Below are 19,131 nucleotides of genomic sequence, written 5' to 3'. Positions count from 1 at the left end.
CATGGAAAATCAGTCCCATCTGCTGTATAAAGAAATTAGATAAAATAAAAGGGAACAGATTGCCGCCGCAAGAATCGGGTGGTGGTCAGACTAGCGATAGGGGTTAAAGTAAATGGAAATTATTCAGGTGCAAGACGTACCACCGGAAAATACAGAGCCAATTATTTTATGCATTGGTAAATTCGACGGAGTCCATATAGGCCATCAGGCGATTATGCGTCATGCCAATCTGTTGAAACAGAAGGATGTATCGTTGGCTGTCATGACTTTTTATCCTCATCCTCGTTGGGCATTGCAGCAAGATGAACGTTACAAACAGTGTATTACACCAAGGCAGGAAAAATATAAACAACTGGAACGGCAGGGAGTCAGCAAAGTTTACGAGATTAATTTTACAAAAGAATATGCAGAAACGAGTCCGGAGACATTTGTCCATCAGCATTTGTCAGTCTTGAATATTAAAGGCATCGTGGTCGGGGAAGGCTTCAATTTTGGAAAAGGGCGCAAATCCGACACAGATTTACTCACGAAACTATGCAAGGATATTGGTGTTCCAGTTACAGTTGCACCATTAGTAAAGGTTAATAAGCAAAAGATCAGTAGTACCGATATTAGAGCTTCTATCCATAAAGGCAAGTTTGATAAAGTCAACTTGCTGCTTGACCGCAATTACCGTATTCATGGTTCAGTCATTCACGGCGATGCGTTGGGAAGACAGCTAGGATTTCCGACTGCTAATTTGGAGGTACTAGGGGATTATGAACTTCCGGGAAGCGGCGTTTATCTTGGCATTGTTGAGTTAAACAATGAGGATGGCCAAGCTGATGAAAATTGGTATGCGTTAATCAACGCAGGGTACCGGCCGACAGTAAATGGCAAAGGGTATTTGATCGAAGCTTATTTAATGGACTATACGGGAGACTTATATGGCAAATCGCTGGCGGTTTCATTTGTCCGTAAAATGCGTGAGGAGGAAAACTTTGCTTCAAAAGAGGAATTGATTGAGCAAATGAAAAAGGACGAAGCAGAAGCACGGCAAATGTTGAATTTAACTGATAGCAGATAAAACAGCTATAGACAACAAAGAGAGGGGCTGACTATGGGAATTGTAGTTGTTGAAATTTGTGATGCCAGCCTGATAAACGAAGTAGACGTGGAGCGAATTATTGAAGCAGAGTATCCCGAGGTCGCTGTCATTAAGAGTGACTGTTTATCCTTCTGCGGATTGTGCCGGGTCAGACCGTACGCAATGGTGAATAATACACGGGTGTTTGGCAAAACAGCAGAAGAATGCTTACATGTCATTAGAGAAAAAATAGAAGAGGAACTAGCTTTCTATTTAAACTAACCAAGCGCTGTGCGAGAGGATAATTGACTATGCTATAATTTTAAAAAAATGGAAATGCTGCTGGGAGTTGAACATTCTTGCATTTAATCGAGATTTTAAAGCATAGTGCAGTCCTGCCTAAAAAACAGGCAGTATTTTGGCTGAACAGGGTTAGCATGAGGGACACGCTGATCTATATATTTGTACTCATTTTTTTATTATATTTACCTGAGGGTTACACACTGGCATTCCAGGACAATCTTCTGCTTGATAGTAATTTACGCAGTGTTTTTATCCTGCAGAGCATCACCTTTTATCCCATGTATGTGATATTTTCAGGACTGGTAATGATTACGTTACTGGCGGCAGGTGCCTTGATTCTATCCACATTCTTAAAAAGAAAATTGGCCTTCCAGCATCTATGGAAAATGACAGCTTATGCGTTGACCATCCCTTTGTTGATTCACACCGCAGTTAAGCTGATTGGCTGGGATCATTGGTCGATTGTCCTGCTGCTTGCAGGCGGATTGTATGTCATCCTGTGCCGGATGATAACCATATATCCAAAAAAGAAAACGAGAGAACCATAAAAAACCTTTCCTTCACTTAGGAAAGGTTTTTTTGTGGAAAGAGGATCAACTCTGGGCGAAAGTAGAGCGAAAACCGGGAGAAGAGGATCAACTCTGGGCAGAAGTGGAGCGAAAACCGTGAAAAGAGGATCAACTAGGCAGAAGTAGAGCGAAAACCGGGAGAAGAGGATCAACTATGGGCAGAAGTAGAGCGATATGAAGATAGCGGATAATCCGCTATCTTCATTTTTTTCCTTTTCCTTTGAATAAGCAGGATATTTTTCACATAGCAAACATATCTTTATTTAAGTAAGCGCTTTCATAATTTTATAAGGAGGTAATACGATGAAGTTGACCACCAAGATTTTTATTGGCCTGATTTTGGGTGCTGGCATCGGTCTGGTTTTACACTTTACTGCACCTGATTTGTTCGGAACGCTTGATAGTTATGTGTTCAGTCCGCTCGGAACGATTTTTCTTAACTTGATAAAAATGCTTGTCGTCCCAATTGTATTTTTCTCTATTACGCTCGGAACTGCCTCTCTGGGGGACCCTAAGAAATTAGGAAGGATTGGCGGAAAAACGATTGCATTTTTTCTGGCAACCACGACTATTGCGATTACTATAGCTTTAGCACTTGCTTATATATTCCAGCCGGGCAATACCGGAATTGATACTGCTGGTGCCAGTTTTGAAAGCAATGAAGCACCAACAGTCGTTGAAACTTTCACGAATATTATACCAGCCAATCCGATTTTGGCGATGGTGGAAGGGAATATGCTGCAAATCATTGCTTTTTCGATTTTTATCGGTTTTGCTTTGGCCATGCTGGGCAAAAAGACAGCCGCTGTACTGCGAGTAGTTGAACAGGGGAATGAAATCATGATGTTCCTCGTTAATTTGATTATGAAATTCGCTCCATATGGCGCGTTCGGTTTATTAGCTTCTGCAATTGGAACCATGGGACTTGATGGCGCCAAGGCAATGGCTTCCTATATGCTTGTCGTAATAGCATGTTTGATTATCCATGCCATCGTCACTTACGGATCGGCGGTCTCTTTCCTAGGGAAAATGAGTCCTATTGCTTTCTTTAAAGGTTTTTTCCCGGCAATGACCGTAGCCTTCAGTACTTCGAGCAGCAGTGCCACACTGCCTATATCGATGAAGACGGCCCAGGAAAACCTAAAGGTACCTAAGCCGATCAGCAGCTTCGTCCAACCGCTCGGTTCGACCATCAATATGGACGGAACAGCTATCATGCAAGGGGTAGCTACCGTTTTTATCGCACAAGTTTATAATACGGACTTATCATTTTCTCAATTATTAATGATCGTTCTTGTAGCTGTGCTGGCTAGTGTCGGCACAGCCGGAGTACCGGGTGTCGGGCTGATTATGCTTGCCATGGTACTAAATCAAGTTTCCTTGCCTGTAGAAGGAATTGCTTTAATTATCGGTATTGATCGACTGCTTGATATGGCACGGACGGCCCTTAATGTGACTGGTGATGCTGCATGTGCGGTAATTGTTTCGGAAACAGAAAACAATAATAGTGAGAGCAGCGATACGCCGACACAGCAATTAAATTAGATTAGCATTTTATCCACAATAAGAAACCGGAAAGGACTTGATAGTCCTTTCCTTTTTTTTGTATTTTAGACACCATCTTTCCCAAACTCTCCGCTTATACCGGTGTCATTTATAAAAATAGAAATATATAAGTCAGGTTAATAGAATAAACCATTAAAATCGTGTAATCTAAATTAGTAAAAAATGCGCAACAAAACATGATTGATGGATCATGGTAAGGAGAGAGGGAAACTAGATGGCAACCAGTTATAAAAGGTCTACCATTGTAACACTTCTGCTAGCAGGAGCGTTTATTGCTATTTTGAATCAAACACTGATGATTACTGCGATACCGCCAATTATGGAGGAAATGAATATTACAGCAAACACGGGACAGTGGCTTACAACGGTGTTTATGCTGGTCAATGGGATTATGATACCGGTAAGTGCGTTCTTGCTGGAGCGGTTTACGACAAGACAGTTATTCATCACAGCTATGAGCACTTTTGCTGTTGGCACGCTTGTCGCAGGTCTTGCACCAAACTTTGAGGTTCTATTGTTTGGCCGTGTAATTCAGTCTGCGGGTGCGGGTGTAATGCTGCCGCTTATGCAGACAGTGTTTTTGATGATTTTTCCAGTGAACAAGCGCGGGGCGGCAATGGGTTTAATCGGATTGGTCATTTCCTTTGCCCCTGCTATCGGGCCTGCGTTATCTGGCTGGATTACATCCCATTACTCCTGGCGGCTGCTGTTTTTTATCATTTTGCCAATAGCTATTATTGATATAGTTGTTGCTTTTTTTGTTATGAAAAATGTAACAGAAGTAAGCAGGCCGAGAGTAGATATCTTATCCATTATCTTATCTTCTTTCGGGTTCGGCGGCCTGTTATATGGTTTCACCAGTGCAGGCAACAACGGCTGGTCGGCAGCTCTTACGCTATTGTCATTGGGGCTTGGCGTATTGGCACTGGTTCTATTTATTACCAGACAATTACGTTTGGAGCATCCGATGCTCGAGTTCCGGGTGTTTAAGTATTCGATTTTTCCGTTGGCGGTCATTGTCGGTATGATTGTTTTTATGGGTTTAATCGGAGTAGAAACGATTATTCCGCTGTATATGCAGAATATGCGGGAGTTCTCGGCATTCGAAGCTGGTCTTGCCTTACTGCCAGGCGCGCTGATTACCGGTCTTATGTCTCCAGTGACAGGAAGGATTTTTGACAGGGTCGGTGCAAGATGGCTGGCGATTGTCGGTTTATCGATCATTACTGTTTCATCATTGGCTTTTTCTGCTTTAAATACTACGACATCATTTGCATTTATCACCATCATGTACAGTATCCGTATGCTTGGCTTGTCAATGGTAATGATGCCTATAGCTACTGCAGGATTAAATCAGCTGCCCAAGCGGTTGATTCCCCATGGTGCTGCTATGGATAATACAATGCGGCAGATCGCCGCTTCGGTTGGTACTGCTATTCTAGTTACAGTTATGACGACGACAGAAGAAACAGCCCAGCAGCGTCCGGAAATTTCACATCCCGATATTTATGGGGCGAATATGGCATTTATCGTTGTCTCGGTTCTTTCTTTATTTGGTTTACTTCTTTCGTTTTTTATTAAAAACAGCAAGCCTGCTGAAGAGGGACTTAACGATGAAGACAGAGGACAGCAAAGAGTTCGGGGAGATTGATAGCATTGTACAGAGAACTGCTTGATGAGCCGGTAATCCATTGCCGGATTATCAGCAGTTTTTTACGCCAATGGAAGGCTGCTTGCTGACTGCTGTATTTGTCGAAAAGTAGATTACTTGTATTCTCTTGTCCTGTTTTTTATACTGAAATCAGCATTAAAGAAAACGCTTACACATATAGTGGTTAATGAAAAATAGACAAGGGGAGGTTGTTAAAGTGAGCAGTCTTTTGGTAGCTGCTATCGGGATTATAATTTTCATTCTGGGTTATCGTTTTTATTCGAAGTTTGTTGCGGAAAAAATTTATAGACTTGATCCCAACTTTGTAACACCAGCTCATCAATTTAAAGATGGAGTTGATTTTGTTCCAACAAATAAATATGTAGTATGGGGCCACCATTTTACTTCGGTCGCTGGAGCAGCTCCGATACTTGGCCCGGCGATAGCTGTGTATTGGGGCTGGCTTCCAGCGTTTTTATGGGTCGTCTTGGGTACGGTCTTTGCTGCTGGGGTCCATGATTTCGGTACCCTGGTCTTGTCGGTACGGAATAAGGGGCAGTCGATTGGCACTCTTGCTCACCGCCTGATTGGCAAAAAAGCAAAGCTATTATTCCTTTTCATTATTCTAATTTTGGTATTAATGGTCAATGCTGTGTTCGCATGGGTGATTTCGAACTTATTTATATCTTACCCTGCGAGTGTACTGCCAGTCTTCATCCAAATTCCACTAGCAATCTGGATTGGATTTGCCGTTTACAAGGGGAAAACAAAGATGTTGATTCCATCGTTGATTGCGCTAGCGGTTATGTACGGCGTTGCCATTATCTCTAGTAATACACCAGCACTGCAAATCGACCTCGTTCAGTATATAGGAGGGGAGGGGGCTGCCGGTCTATTTGGAATGGGAGCTGTTTCCACGGCCTTTCTCATTTGGATTATTATTTTGATGGGTTACGTTTATGTAGCATCAACACTGCCTGTTTGGAAGCTGCTCCAGCCGAGAGATTATATTAATTCTCACCAATTGGTTGTTGGTATGGCAATCCTTTATCTTGGTTTATTATTTACAAACCCGGAAGTAACAGCGCCTGTCGCCAGCGCAGCTAACGATGTTTCCTGGTTCCCGCTGTTGTTTATTACAGTTGCCTGCGGAGCTATTTCCGGATTTCATGGATTGGTTTCCTCCGGTACTTCCTCCAAGCAATTAAATAAGGAAACGGACGCCCGTTTCGTCGGATACTTTGGAGCTGTCGGTGAAGGAGCTTTGGCATTGGTTTCCATTCTTGCTGTGATCACCTTGTTTCCAACAACTGGCGATTTTACAGCAGCATATTCCAGCTTCACGCAGGCGAATGCGACGGGTTTAGGCAATTTCATCGAAGGAGCCAGTCAGTTAGCAACCGGATTGGCAATACCTGCGGGTGTGGCAACAACCATCGTATCGATCATCGTTGTCAGTTTTGCCGCGACAACGCTTGATACTTCTGTCCGATTGATGAGATATATCATCGCTGAACTCGGTGTTGAATATAAGGTTCCGGCATTATCAAAAATGCATGTGGCTACAAGCGTTGCTGTCATCCTAAGCACGGTTCTAGTCCTGCTGCCGGAAGGATCAAGAGGATTTGGCTCTGGGGGCTATCTACTATGGCCATTGTTCGGTACATCCAATCAACTGCTCGCCGGTATTAGTCTGCTGTTGATTTCCATCTGGCTCAAGCGTCAAGGGAGGAATTACCTGGTTACGTTGATCCCGATGATTTTCCTGCTTTTGATGACTCTGCTTGCCATGTTTAACCAAGTACTTTTCCAATGGTCCTGGTTTGGATCTGACTCTAACATGTTGTTATTCGTATTAGGAGCCGTTATATTTGTTTTCGCTATTTGGATCATCATTACCGCTGTTTCGACACTTAGCAGGAATCAATTAAAACAAAATTGAGATAAGGGGGCATAGAGCTGCCCCTTTTTCTATTTGAATAGGAGGCTGCCGGATGTTTGATAAGCTGAAAATGCTAATAGACTGGTATGACGAAATGTTAAGTTTACCGCATCGAAGTGAAGTCGCAAGGGAACTCCGGGATGAGGAAGATTTATTCCTGCTGCTTCTATATTCAGAAATGGTAGGTATTCCTAATCCTGTTTATTATTACACATTAGAACTATATCCGTATATGATTGAAAAATTTCATGACTGGCATTTGCGGATGGGAATGGAAAAATCTCCATTGGAAGGAATCCGCTGCTGTTAATAAGAGGAGGCATCAACGTGGAAGCGAATATTGACAAGCCGATTGTCTTTGTAGGTGGAAAAGGAGGAGTCGGAAAGTCGACAACTGCTGCTTCGCTTGCCTGTAGAGCAGCAGGGGAAGGCAAAAAAACCTTGCTTGTTTCTACGGATCCGGCCCATAACCTGGGGGATATTTTTGGCAGGAAAATCGGCGGTGAAATCGTCGAGGTTGCCGACCGTTTGTCCGTATTGGAAGTGGACTCCGCAGTTGAGACTGACCGTTATATTAAGGGTGTGAAGGACAACCTGTCTGGTTTAGTAAAATCAAGTCTGGTTGAAGAAGTAAACAGACAAATGGACCTGGCAAAGGCCTCTCCGGGTGCTGAGGAGGCTGCGTTATTTGACCGGATTGTTACCATCATAATAGAAGAGCAGGCCCATTTTGAGCGGATTATTTTTGATACAGCACCGACCGGGCATACCGTCCGGTTATTGACCCTACCTGAGCTGATGGGGGTATGGATGGATGGCATGCTGGAAAAGAGACGCAAGACAAATAAAAATTACAGTCAGTTGTTAAATGATGGGGAGCCTGTCGAAGATCCAATTTTTGAAGTATTATCAGAACGCCGCAACAAGTTTGACCAGGCCAGAAAGATTTTGCTGGACAACGCTGTAACTGGTTTTGTTTTTGTTTTGAATCCGGAAAAATTAGCGATTGAAGAAACTAAAAAAGCAATTTCTCAACTGGAACGATTCGATATTGACATTGATTCCCTAGTTGTTAACAAAGTACTGCCCAAAAACGCAGATGGAGAATTTTTGGCGAGAAGAAAACAAATAGAGAAGCCATACATCAATGAAATTAAGCAATCTTTTATGGATAAACATATTCACTATGTTCCTTTTTTTACGGAAGACATTACTACGTTCAGCCAGCTAAAAAAATATGGAAAATTCCTTGAAGGTTCGAATATTTTTATGGAGTTATGAAAAAATAATAGTAATGAACGAAGATACATGACAAATGTCATACAAGCTCCTTGACGTTTGTGTCTTACAACATTGAGGGATTTCCCCTATCATTAAGGATAGACCAATTGGTTTATTCCAGATAAAGCATGGCAAGTATGCTTGAGGAGGAAAACATGAGTAAACAAAAACAGGCTGAACTTAGAAAAAATGTCGCTCCATTCGGGAAAGCGGACACGAAATCAAGTATTAAACAACTAATAAACACGATACCGGCGTTCTTTTTACTTTGGTTTTTAGCATACCAAAGCTTATCCATTTCCATTTGGATAACTATCCCATTAGCAGTTGTAGCAGCAGGCTTTGTGGTGAGGATCTTTATCATCTTCCATGACTGCGCACATCAATCGTTTTTTAAAAACAAAAAAGCAAACCGCATTCTCGGCACGCTTACAGGTATCATTACACACTTTGCGTTTGAAAAGTGGAAAAGAAGTCATTCTATCCATCATGCCACAAGCGGTAACTTAGATAAACGAGGCACTGGGGATATGTGGGTAATGACAGTGGAAGAGTATTCTGCAGCTTCCTTCTGGGAAAAATTAACTTACCGATTATACCGTAATCCACTCGTAATGTTTGGATTAGGTCCTATATATCTTTTCATGGTGGACAACCGCTTTAATAGAAAAGGAGCAAGAAAAAAGGAACGCTTGAACACTTACCTGATTAATGTCTCAATCGCGGCTATTTATGGTCTGTTAATATGGGCAATCGGCTGGCAGGCACTGGTAATCATTCAAGGGACTATCTTGTTCGTTTCCGGCTCACTTGGCATATGGCTGTTTTACGTTCAACACCAATTTGAGGATTCTTACTTCGAAAACGAAGAAGAATGGGATTATGTGAAAGCTGCAGTAGATGGCAGTTCTTATTACAAACTCCCAAAAGTGATGCAGTGGATGACAGGTAGCATCGGCTTCCATCATGTTCATCATTTGAACCCGAGGGTACCAAACTATCATTTAGAGCAAGCGCATGAATCTACGCCGCCATTACAAAAGGCGACCACAATTACATTCTTATCCAGTTTAGAATCGCTGCGTTTTCGTTTATACGATGAAGAAAGCAAAACATTCATCAGCTTTAAAGAGTTAAAAGGCTTGCAGCGGAAAAAAACATCATCCAAGGTACAACTAAGCAATAGAACGCCAAGCCTTCAGGAAAAATAAAAGTGGCGAACAAAACCCTTCAAAAATCTATTTTGAAGGGTTTTGTTAATCATTCTTCGGTTAGTATAGTGGATTTTCCGTCCCTCCCTACCCGGTGAATCTGCGCTTTGATTCCTTTTTTTGTTATAATTTTGGTATGTTATGCTTTATATTCTTTGCTAAGGGGGCTGCTATGCAAAACTGGTATCATATTATCCCAAAAAACACGGGGCTTAGCTCTTATATCTGGATTATTTTTTGTATTCTTCCTTTTTATTTTATTTTTCGGTCATCGACTATGATGGAAATTGTTCTGGGAATTACGATGATTCTGCTGTTTTTTACTTCCTATCGCCTATCTTTTATTTCGAAAGGCTGGCCGGTTTATGTATGGGTAAGTATAGAAATGGCAATTAGCATTGTAATGACTTTATTTTTTGGTTATGTATACTTTGCGTTATTTTTAGCCTTTTTTATCGGTAATATCCAAAATAAAGCTGGTTTTATCACATTGTATGTCGTTCATCTTACCACTACCGTTGCTGCAATCACCACTGGTTTTTTGATCGATCTAGATTTGTTTTTCAGCCAGCTTCCCTTTGTGATTGTCAGTCTTATCGGTGTGGTACTTATGCCATTCAGTATGTATAACCGCATTAAGAGAGAAAAGCTCGAAGGACAATTGGAGGATGCTAATAAACGGATTTCTCAGCTAATGGTGATCGAAGAACGGCAGCGGATTGCGCGTGATTTACATGACACCTTAGGCCAGAAATTGTCGCTTATCGGTCTAAAAAGCGACTTAGCAGGAAAGTTAATCGATGTTAAACCGGAGTCTGCAAAATCAGAAATCAGCGATATTCACCAAACGGCCCGCACAGCTTTAAAAGAAGTGAGGGACATGGTTTCCGACATGAGAGGAGCAAAATTGAAGGATGAAATCGTTCATATTAAGCAAATACTGGGAGCTGCTCAAATAGCGTTTGAGGTAAAAGGAAACACGGAGCTTTCAGAAACTCCATTGCTGATTGAAAATGTTCTTAGTATGAGTTTAAAGGAAGCAATAACGAATGTGGTAAAACACAGTGGGGCAACGTTTTGCAGCATTTTAATTGAACAGTCACATAATGAATGGCATATTAAAGTGGAAGATGATGGAGTAGGAATCCCAAAGGAAGATTCTTTCACAGGTCACGGTTTGCAAGGGATGAGAGAGCGATTGGAATTTGTGAACGGCAGCCTGGAAATTGAGTCGGTAAACGGAACGGTACTCCATATTCGTGTCCCAAATGTTATTCAACAAACTAAACGGGAGGGATTACTGTGATTCGTATTGTAATTGCTGAAGATCAACGGATGCTGCTGGGGGCGCTTGGATCTCTGCTTGACCTGGAGGAGGATATGGAAGTGATTGCCAAGGCTCGGGATGGGGAAGAAGCTGTTACCTTAGTAAAGCAGCATCAACCCGACATTTGCATAATGGACATTGAAATGCCCACAAAAAGCGGTCTTGATGCTGCCGAAGAATTAAAGGACCACCCGTGCAAAGTTATTATTCTTACGACCTTTGCCAGGTCGGGTTACTTTGAACGGGCACGGAATGCCGGGGTAAGCGGATACTTACTGAAGGACAGCCCTAGTGAGGACCTTGCAAAATCGATCCGTGCTATTATGGATGGCCGGCGTGTTTATGCACCAGAATTAATTGATATGGCTTTTGGTGAAGAGAATCCTTTGACGGAACGCGAGGAACAGGTGATGAAATTGATGGCCGACGGAAAGGATACGAAAGAAATTGCTAGTGAGCTTTTTATAACGAACGGAACGGTCCGAAATTATATATCTGTCATCCTTGATAAATTGGAAGTAGGAAACCGGATTGAGGCAATAACTAGATTTAGGGAGAAAGGCTGGTTTAAATAGTTTTATAGCTTATTTCACGATAAAACATTAACATTCCGTTCTACGTATGCCCAGTTTTGCGGAAAATCATAGCGAAGCCTCCAGTAAGCAGCACCTAATAAGTTGTGAGTTTCCAGCAGCCGATATTTAGCGGTTATGCTGCGGATGTCTTCAAACCACACGGTGTGATTCTGGCCATTGATGGTGTAAGTGTAATAGGGAGATTGAGCCTGCTGATCATAATAAATCACCGATCGGTTATGCTGCGCCAATTGTTGGGCCTGCAGCACCGGAATCGCTCGTGCAGGTGTAGTAGAATCAGCTTCAGCGGAAGTGTTCCAGTTATATCCATACAAAGGAATAGCAATCATTAACTTGTTATTAGGTATAAGGTTCGCTGCGTATTCTAACACCTGCTCTACCCACCAAATCGGCGCAACAGGATCTGGAGGTCCAGTCGTGTAGCCATAATCATAAGTCAAGACAGTGACAATATCTGCAATCTGGCCAATGGCTGCATAGTCAAAGGCACCGGCAAATGGGTTATTTGGCATATCTGCTGACTTCGAAAAGACGTTAACCTGCAAAATTAAATCTCCGATTGCTTCCTTCAACTCAATTAAAAAACGAGTAAACGCCACTCTGGATTCAGGCGGGATGAATTCAAAGTCAAGGCTGACTCCAGCATAGCCCTTTTCGTTAAGTATCCGGACGATATTGCTAATCAGGAGGGGGCGAATTTCCGGCTGCAGTGTTTTTCCGGCTAGTTCTGGACTAAACGTTCCCTCCGCATAATTACTGACAACCATTAACGGAGCAATATTGAGTCTGTTTGAAGCTTCCAAGAGGGACTCATCGTCTACATCTGTAAGTGAACCATCTTCCAGAACGGCATACGTGAAAATAGCAATATAAGTAAGGATAGGAGATAATCTGGTAAGTTTCTCTGTTAGCGGGGAGGGAATAAAAGCATCCACAAAGGCTAATGTCTGCATGCTGTACCGGCGCGAAGATGGGATGTTGATTACTTGACCGATCGACAGGTTGTTTGCGGCTATTACAGGATTTGCTTGTAATATTAATTCGATACTGGATTCGAATTGTTGTGCAATCGACCACAGCGTATCCCCATTTTCAACTCGGTAATAACGCTCAGGAAGCGTTTGAGTAGGAAGATAAAGCGCCAGTCCTGGCATCAGAAAGTCAGAGGTTAAGCCATTTACTTCATTAATCTCTGGAATGCCGACTCTGTAGGTGCGGGAAATCGACCACAGCGTATCCCCGGGTTTGACAACGTGTACTGCCATCCTAAACCACTCCCTCTTCTTCTCTATTACACCATTTTATGGTCAGGAACGCTGAATATGCCTTAATCCTGGACAGAAGGCCAGTACTATTCCCGTCAATTGAAAAAATTAGTCACAAGAAAAAAACACGAGTATTTGAAACACGTGCTTTTTGCATTTTCCGTACCTTACGCAGAGCTGTTATTCAACCTCGTCAAAATAAATGTCAATCAGTTGCTCCGTTTCCGGATTAACAAGTACATACACTCTGACTTCTTTTGGCTCGGCGCCTTGCAGTTTAATTTCAAAGTTAAATTGTTCTCTTTGTTCTGATATATATACTTTTCCCTGGTATGAATAATCTGTCGCATTATAATCAGCGTATTCATTTTTTGTTTCCTGTAGTGCCAATCTTCCCCATTCTGCGTACTCCGGCTGAGCGAGCATGCTAGCAGGAAAAGCCATAAACAAAAGGGCAAAAACCATTAGAGCATTCCGAAAGGTTCCTTGCAGCATTTTTTCATCTCCTAATATTTTGTTGCCCTTATTTTTAAACTGCAGCTGCAAAGTTATTCACTTTATCCATGGGAAATTTTAAATGGTGATGATTATCATTCATTGGAATAGGTGATGGAGCAGCCTATCCTTATCTTCAATAAACTGTTTTAGAATAGCATAGTGGTCTGTTTCTTCTAAGGAGACTTCGGTCATCCCTGTATCAGAAAGTTGAATAATCGCAGCTTCTGGATAGGACATAAGAATGGGTGAGTGGGTGGAAATGATGAATTGTGATCCTTGATTGACTAATTCATTTATTCGTGCCAGCATCGACATTTGCCTTAGTGGGGACAAAGCGGCTTCCGGCTCATCAAGAATATACAACCCATTCCCTTGGAACCGATGAACAAACGCTGCAAAAAAGGATTCACCGTGTGACTGTTTATGCAAAGAACTGCCCCCAAAACCATCGATGATTTTCGCTCCGGGACCAGGAGCATCGTCCAATTCTTCAATGTTTGTCGCTACATTATAAAAAGTTTCCGCTCGAAAAAAGAAGCTGTCTTTTGGACGCTTTATTCCTCTTGCAAGACGTAGATGCTTGTCCAGATCGGAATGGGAGTCATAGCTGGAGAAATTAAAATTCAATGTGCCGCCTTCTGGATTGAAACCCAATGAAATAGCGATTCCTTCCAGCAAGGTTGATTTTCCCATGCCGTTTTCGCCAACAATATAGGTAACATTAGGATGGAAGGTCAGCTCCTCAAATGCTTTAATAACAGGCAGGTTAAACGGAAATGTATGATAGGCAGGAATGCTTTCTGTATTTAATTTTAGGCTTTTCACAAATTGGGTCGATCGATTTAATTTCATTGTAGCCAACCAACTCCTTTCGGTAAAATCTATTTTACAGGTTTAGCCGCACCCGGTCATCCGAAATTTCCTTTTCGAATCAGAAGATCAATGTTATGATAATACCAATTACATAATGAAGAGGTTCTAGCTACACCCTCTATAAAAAACTAAGGACAGACTATACTTTCTTAGGGTATAGTTTTTTATTTATTTATACGTGTAGATAGAATTCTCTTTTTCTTTTGGAAAGGGGAATTTTTTTATGGAAAAAAACAAAGCGGTTGTCGTTTTCAGCGGCGGCCAGGACAGTACAACCTGTTTATTTTGGGCGCTGGAGAAGTTTGATGAGGTGGAAGCGATAACCTTCGATTATAACCAGCGCCACCAGCAGGAGATTGAGGTGGCTAAAGCAATTGCAACAGAATTGAACGTTAAACATACAGTGCTTGATATGTCGTTGTTGAACCAGCTCGCACCCAATGCGTTGACTAGAAATGACATAGAGGTAAATGAAGGGGAAGACGGCAGCTTGCCTTCAACCTTTGTGCCCGGGCGGAACCTGATGTTTTTATCCTTTGCTTCAATTATGGCTAAACAAATCGGTGCCAAACATATTGTCACTGGTGTATGTGAGACGGATTTCAGCGGATATCCCGATTGCCGTGATGTATTTGTCAAATCGTTGAATGTGACATTGAATTTATCGATGGATGAAGCATTTGTCATCCACACGCCATTGATGTGGCTGGATAAGGCTGAAACTTGGGAGCTCGCTGACAATTTGGGAGCATTTAGCTTTGTCCGGGAAAAGACGCTGACCTGCTATCACGGCTTCCATGCAGATGGCTGTGGAGAATGCCCGGCCTGCAAACTGCGCCGTAACGGGCTGGAGTCTTACTTAGCTAAGCGGGAAGGGGCTGATTTGTAATGGAAGGATACGGGTTTACGATTGTAGAAAAGCTGGAAAAACTAGGTGAAGATATTCAAAAGGAGCAATTAAAGTATCATACAAAACGGGTGTTGGTCAGCAAAGAGTTTACGTTTGATTCCGCACATCATTTACATTGTTATGAAGGTAAATGCAAAAACCTGCATGGCCATACCTACCGGGTCGTTTTTGGGATTAGCGGATATACCGATGAGATTGGTATGGTGATTGATTTTGGTGATATTAAAGTGTTGTGGAAGGAGGAAATCGAAGTATATCTCGACCACCGCTATTTGAATGAAACACTGCCCGCTATGAATACGACCGCTGAAAACATCGTCGTCTGGATCTATGAAAAAATGGCAGCAGCTTTAAGAGAAAGGATTGATAGTAACCTTCGCCTGGAATATATCAAGCTGTACGAAACGCCAGGCAGTTTTGCGGAGGTGCGAAGGGAGTGGATGGAGGATGAATAGGTTTCCGGTGTTGGAGATTTTTGGTCCGACTATTCAAGGGGAAGGAATGGTTGTTGGCAGGAAGACAATGTTTGTAAGAACGGCTGGATGTGACTATAGCTGTGCCTGGTGCGATTCTGCTTTTACGTGGGATGGGAGCGCAAAAGCGGAAATTCAAAAAATGAGTGCTGGTGAGATTCTCGGAGAACTTCAGAGGATAGGCGGCAGCCACTTCGATCATGTGACGATTTCCGGGGGAAATCCAGCTTTATTGCGCAATCTGGCTGAACTGGTTGATTTGCTGCACCAGGAGGGCCTTGAGGTAGCATTGGAAACACAGGGCAGCCGCTGGCAGGACTGGTTTTTACAGATTGATGACTTGACTATTTCGCCAAAGCCGCCCAGTTCCGGGATGGATACAAACTGGGATATGCTCGATAGCATCATTAACCGCTTAAGTGAAAAAGACCGCCTGTTCCATACCAGCTTAAAGGTAGTCATCTTTAATGACGAGGATTTGCACTACGCCGAAAAGGTACATAAGCGTTATCCGGGTACCGCTTTTTTTCTGCAAGTCGGAAACGAAAATCTCGCAGAGAATAGTACAACAAATCTTACAGCTATTTTATTAGACAAATACCAATGGCTGATTGACAGGGTAGTTAACTCGCAAACACTGAATCATGTCCGCGTATTGCCGCAGGTCCACACCCTGTTATGGGGCAATAAGCGCGGAGTGTGACTGCTAACATAACAACGTGGGCATGGACAATGGCCCTTGTTTTTTATACTGCCCTAGAGGCCGTCCGGGAAGTGATCGTAAATTACGTTAGTGATATCCTTCTAACTATTTACAGGTCTATCCTTCCGTTCAAGTTAATCATAAGCATTTGTGTACGGCGGAAAACAGTACGTAGACTCTCAGAGGAGGAAATCCACGGAGACTCCTGCGGGAGGAAAGACCTCGGTGAGACCCCTCGGAGCGCAAGCTCGAGGAGGCTCACCAGCCGCCCGCGGAAAGCGTAGTGTATTTCCGGAGCGGTGGTCATACAAGGTATTAAGAATAGTCCTGTCAGCGCAGGCAGAATATGTATGAAAGAAGAAATAGCTTTGTCCCTGTGTCCGCAAGTTATAGAAAGAGTAGAAAAGAAAAATCGAACGAGCTCGAAGCCTAAGGATTTCGAAATCATCGTTCGATTTTTGTTTTGGCTACTACCCTTTTATCCCAGCCCGTTATTAGCTATATTAGTGAAGCAAATTCTCTTTACTGTCGATAAACAGGGTGCCGTCTTGCTGGACTTCCGCATAAAAAACATCCTCTATCGAATCAATCCCGGCCTGGCGCAGCTGTTGATCCAGCCAATCCGTATCAAGGTTTAGCTTTGTTAAGTTATTGGAGAGAGCTTTTCCATCAGATATCACTTCTGTAGCTAGCTGATAAGTCTTCTGTTGTTTATCAATCTTCATATCTTTTTTAGTAACTGATTGTTTGTCTGCCTTTTTCATCACAGACAGTTTTCCATTGGTTTCGAATACGGCATAGTCGACATCTGCAATGGAGAAGACATTCTTTTGCCGCAGCATTGCTTTTAATGAATCCAGATCCAATCGGCTCTTTGCAAGGGCATCCTCAATAATTTTTCCTTCTTTCATAACGGTAATTGGCGTTCCTGTGACCACTTTGCGGGCTTTTTTTGATTTGATATCAATAAAGTCCATAACTAGTGTAAAAACTGTCCAACCTAGCAAAGCCAGGATGCCGTTGCGCAAGCTGAAGTTTTGGTTAGCAACCAGATTAGCAGTTATCGAACCAATAGCTATTGCCGAAACAAAGTTAAAAAAGGTCATCTGGCTAATTTCTTTTCTTCCCATTAATCTAGCCAAAGCAAACAATACTAAAAAACTTATAGATACCCGAAGTAGTAGTTCAAAAGTGTCCATTTAGTAAACCATCCTCTTGTTTGTTTAAGATATTAGTATTTATTTGTTTGTTTGTTGATTTTTATTCTTTTGATAAATTTTAAAAGGAAATCCGCCTGTCTGGTCGAATTGTAAAAGGAAAGCATTAAGAAAAAGGGGGGGCGCTGTTTATGCTAATTAAACCAGAGAAGCTACAAGCGGGAGATCGGATAGCGACTGTCAGCCCTTCGTGGGGAGGGGCTGGCGATCCTGAGCTGCGCTGGAGGTATCAGCAGGGAGTCAAACGACTGGAAGAAATTTTTGGTCTGGAAGTAGTGGCGATGCCGAACAGCTTGAAGGGAACTGATTATCTATACAATCATCCAGAGGCTCGGGCGGAAGACCTGCATACCGCTTTTCGTGATAAAAGTGTGAAAGCAATTGTTGCAAATATCGGCGGCGAGGACAGCATTCGATTGCTGCCGTACATAGACTTTGAGGTGATAAGAGCCAATCCGAAAATATTCATGGGGTACTCTGATGTAACAATTTCCCACCTGTTTTGCCATAAAGCAGGTGTTTCCTCCTTCTACGGCCCGGCGATACTGACGGACTTTGCAGAAAACGTGGAAATGGATTCTTATACGGTTGAAATGGTTAATCGGACATTTTTCTCCAGTGAACCAATCGGTAAGATACAGCCCGCAAAGCAATGGACAAGCCAATTTGTGGAATGGACCGAGGAGAATAAACAGAAGCGGAGAAAGATGCAGCCGAATGGCGGTTATGAAATTCTACAGGGAAAAGGCACCGTCCGGGGACAATTGATTGGCGGCTGTATCGAGGTATTGGAATTTGCTAAGCAAACCGTCCTGTGGCCAGAGGACAGTTACTGGGATAACAGTATTATATTTTTTGAGACGTCGGAGGAACAGCCGGAGCCTGACTTTATAAAATATTGGCTTCGCAATTATGCTGCCCAAGGAATACTTTCCAAGGCGAATGGGATTGTTTTTGGTAAGCCGAAGGATGAGAAATATTATCAGGCGTACAAAACACAAATTACGCAAGTCATGCAGGAATATGCACTAACGGATGTACCTATTTTATACAATATGAATTTCGGGCATACCGAACCAAAGTTCATTTTGCCCTACGGTGCCACGGCGGAAATTAATTGTGAAACGGGGTCCTTTTCCATAGTTGATAGCGGCGTACAGTAAAAATAAGGGGATGAAGATGATGAATCGTTTAAATTTAGTTACGTTAGGTGTCAATGACCTGGTAGAATCACTTCAATTTTATCGGGATGGCCTTGGGTTTGAAGTGGTTATCTACGGGGATGAAGCAAATCCAGAGGTGATTTTCTTTAATAATGCCGGAACAAAAATTTCGCTATTTCAAATTGATCAATTAGCAAAAGACATTAATGAAGAATATCCGCCGAAACTTAATGCAGGTACTGCTGCTATCAGCCTTGCATACAACGGAAAATCAAAACAGGAAGTTGACCAGGTCTTTGCGCTGGCAGAAAAAGCGGGAGCAAAGATTGTCAAACAGCCGCAGCCCGTTTTTTGGGGCGGTTACAGCGGCTATTTCCAGGACCCGAACGGCTTTTATTGGGAAGTTGCTTATGGCGATGACTGGAAGTTTGATGAGAACGATATGCTAGTGATTGAATGACTTTAAGTTCAGGAAATGTTGGCCAAATTTACGGGGCTTGAAATATTTTAGAAAGTA

20 protein-coding genes and 1 riboswitch are annotated in these 19,131 nt (G+C 42.5%); of the genes, 16 read left to right on the top strand and 4 right to left on the bottom strand.

All coding sequences use genetic code 11. From position 1 onward, the window contains the following. The first annotated feature begins 112 nt into the window (after positions 1-112). The 11 genes from BLR93_RS04990 to BLR93_RS04940 all read left to right on the top strand — a co-directional run bounded on the left by BLR93_RS04990 (position 113) and on the right by BLR93_RS04940 (position 11,491). Entirely contained in the window at positions 113-1,066 is a 954-nt protein-coding gene (locus tag BLR93_RS04990) for a bifunctional riboflavin kinase/FAD synthetase (protein ID WP_093211783.1), read from the top strand. A gap of 33 nt (positions 1,067-1,099) precedes the next feature. After that, a complete protein-coding gene (locus BLR93_RS04985; RefSeq protein WP_093211781.1) occupies positions 1,100-1,348 on the top strand; it encodes a YuzB family protein in 249 nt (82 codons plus the stop codon). A gap of 77 nt (positions 1,349-1,425) precedes the next feature. After that, a complete protein-coding gene (locus BLR93_RS04980) occupies positions 1,426-1,917 on the top strand; it encodes a DUF1189 family protein (RefSeq protein WP_093211779.1) in 492 nt (163 codons plus the stop codon). A 324-nt stretch (positions 1,918-2,241) separates the two neighbouring features. Then, positions 2,242-3,483 (top strand): dicarboxylate/amino acid:cation symporter, encoded by a 1,242-nt coding sequence (locus BLR93_RS04975; RefSeq protein WP_093211777.1) that lies wholly within the window; start codon positions 2,242-2,244, stop codon positions 3,481-3,483. Positions 3,484-3,718: 235 nt separating this feature from the next. Then, positions 3,719-5,155, top strand: a complete 1,437-nt coding sequence (locus tag BLR93_RS04970; RefSeq protein WP_093211775.1) for a DHA2 family efflux MFS transporter permease subunit — start codon at positions 3,719-3,721, stop codon at positions 5,153-5,155. A 217-nt stretch (positions 5,156-5,372) separates the two neighbouring features. Next, complete coding sequence (locus tag BLR93_RS04965) at positions 5,373-7,097, top strand: carbon starvation CstA family protein (protein ID WP_093211773.1); 1,725 nt, start codon at positions 5,373-5,375, stop codon at positions 7,095-7,097. 52 nt (positions 7,098-7,149) lie between these two features. Continuing rightward, positions 7,150-7,407, top strand: a complete 258-nt coding sequence (locus BLR93_RS04960; RefSeq protein WP_093211771.1) for a cory-CC-star protein — start codon at positions 7,150-7,152, stop codon at positions 7,405-7,407. 17 nt (positions 7,408-7,424) lie between these two features. Then, positions 7,425-8,378, top strand: a complete 954-nt coding sequence (locus BLR93_RS04955; RefSeq protein WP_175559246.1) for an ArsA family ATPase — start codon at positions 7,425-7,427, stop codon at positions 8,376-8,378. A 155-nt stretch (positions 8,379-8,533) separates the two neighbouring features. Next, entirely contained in the window at positions 8,534-9,589 is a 1,056-nt protein-coding gene (gene desA / locus BLR93_RS04950) for a Delta(5) desaturase DesA (protein WP_093211767.1), read from the top strand. Between the two features lie 172 nt (positions 9,590-9,761). After that, positions 9,762-10,895 carry a sensor histidine kinase gene (locus tag BLR93_RS04945; RefSeq protein WP_093211765.1) on the top strand — a complete coding sequence of 378 codons (1,134 nt, stop codon included), beginning with the start codon at positions 9,762-9,764 and terminating at the stop codon, positions 10,893-10,895. Then, a complete protein-coding gene (locus BLR93_RS04940) occupies positions 10,892-11,491 on the top strand; it encodes a response regulator transcription factor (RefSeq protein ID WP_093211763.1) in 600 nt (199 codons plus the stop codon). The genes BLR93_RS04945 and BLR93_RS04940 overlap by 4 nt, the downstream gene beginning before the upstream one ends. A gap of 14 nt (positions 11,492-11,505) precedes the next feature. On the opposite strand, the gene BLR93_RS04935 is transcribed toward BLR93_RS04940, so the two are convergent. The 3 genes from BLR93_RS04935 to BLR93_RS04925 form a co-directional block, all read right to left on the bottom strand. Further along, on the bottom strand, positions 11,506-12,777 hold the full coding sequence (locus BLR93_RS04935) for a glycoside hydrolase family 18 protein (protein ID WP_093211761.1): 1,272 nt from the start codon (positions 12,775-12,777) through the stop codon (positions 11,506-11,508). Positions 12,778-12,957: 180 nt separating this feature from the next. Further along, positions 12,958-13,272, bottom strand: a complete 315-nt coding sequence (locus BLR93_RS04930; RefSeq protein WP_093212374.1) for a DUF3889 domain-containing protein — start codon at positions 13,270-13,272, stop codon at positions 12,958-12,960. A 99-nt stretch (positions 13,273-13,371) separates the two neighbouring features. After that, positions 13,372-14,127 carry an AAA family ATPase gene (locus BLR93_RS04925; protein ID WP_093211759.1) on the bottom strand — a complete coding sequence of 252 codons (756 nt, stop codon included), beginning with the start codon at positions 14,125-14,127 and terminating at the stop codon, positions 13,372-13,374. Between the two features lie 114 nt (positions 14,128-14,241). Then, positions 14,242-14,286: riboswitch (PreQ1 riboswitch) on the top strand. Positions 14,287-14,371: 85 nt separating this feature from the next. On the opposite strand from BLR93_RS04925, the gene queC reads away from it, so the two are divergent. Genes queC through queE form a run of 3 tightly spaced genes read left to right on the top strand, consistent with a single transcriptional unit; the run spans position 14,372 to position 16,234 of the window. After that, the gene (gene queC, locus BLR93_RS04920) at positions 14,372-15,037 is read left to right on the top strand and encodes a 7-cyano-7-deazaguanine synthase QueC (protein ID WP_093211758.1); all 666 of its coding nucleotides are present in this window, start codon (positions 14,372-14,374) and stop codon (positions 15,035-15,037) included. Next, positions 15,037-15,513, top strand: a complete 477-nt coding sequence (gene queD / locus BLR93_RS04915; RefSeq protein ID WP_093211756.1) for a 6-carboxytetrahydropterin synthase QueD — start codon at positions 15,037-15,039, stop codon at positions 15,511-15,513. The genes queC and queD overlap by 1 nt, the downstream gene beginning before the upstream one ends. Next, the gene (gene queE / locus BLR93_RS04910; RefSeq protein WP_093211754.1) at positions 15,506-16,234 is read left to right on the top strand and encodes a 7-carboxy-7-deazaguanine synthase QueE; all 729 of its coding nucleotides are present in this window, start codon (positions 15,506-15,508) and stop codon (positions 16,232-16,234) included. Before queD ends, queE begins: the two co-directional genes overlap by 8 nt. Before the next feature lie 503 nt (positions 16,235-16,737). Here the strand turns inward: queE and BLR93_RS04905 are convergent. Then, positions 16,738-17,433: a YetF domain-containing protein gene (locus BLR93_RS04905; protein ID WP_093211752.1), complete on the bottom strand. Its 696-nt coding sequence runs from the start codon at positions 17,431-17,433 to the stop codon at positions 16,738-16,740. Between the two features lie 149 nt (positions 17,434-17,582). Between BLR93_RS04905 and BLR93_RS04900 the strand changes: the two genes are divergently transcribed. Next, complete coding sequence (locus BLR93_RS04900) at positions 17,583-18,614, top strand: S66 family peptidase (protein ID WP_093211750.1); 1,032 nt, start codon at positions 17,583-17,585, stop codon at positions 18,612-18,614. A gap of 19 nt (positions 18,615-18,633) precedes the next feature. Continuing rightward, positions 18,634-19,074 carry a VOC family protein gene (locus BLR93_RS04895; protein ID WP_093211748.1) on the top strand — a complete coding sequence of 147 codons (441 nt, stop codon included), beginning with the start codon at positions 18,634-18,636 and terminating at the stop codon, positions 19,072-19,074. Positions 19,075-19,131: the final 57 nt, after the last annotated feature.

This window comes from Sediminibacillus albus (genome assembly GCF_900101125.1).
GTDB lineage: Bacteria > Bacillota > Bacilli > Bacillales > Amphibacillaceae > Sediminibacillus > Sediminibacillus albus.
This window is presented reverse-complemented; position numbering and strand designations above follow the sequence as displayed.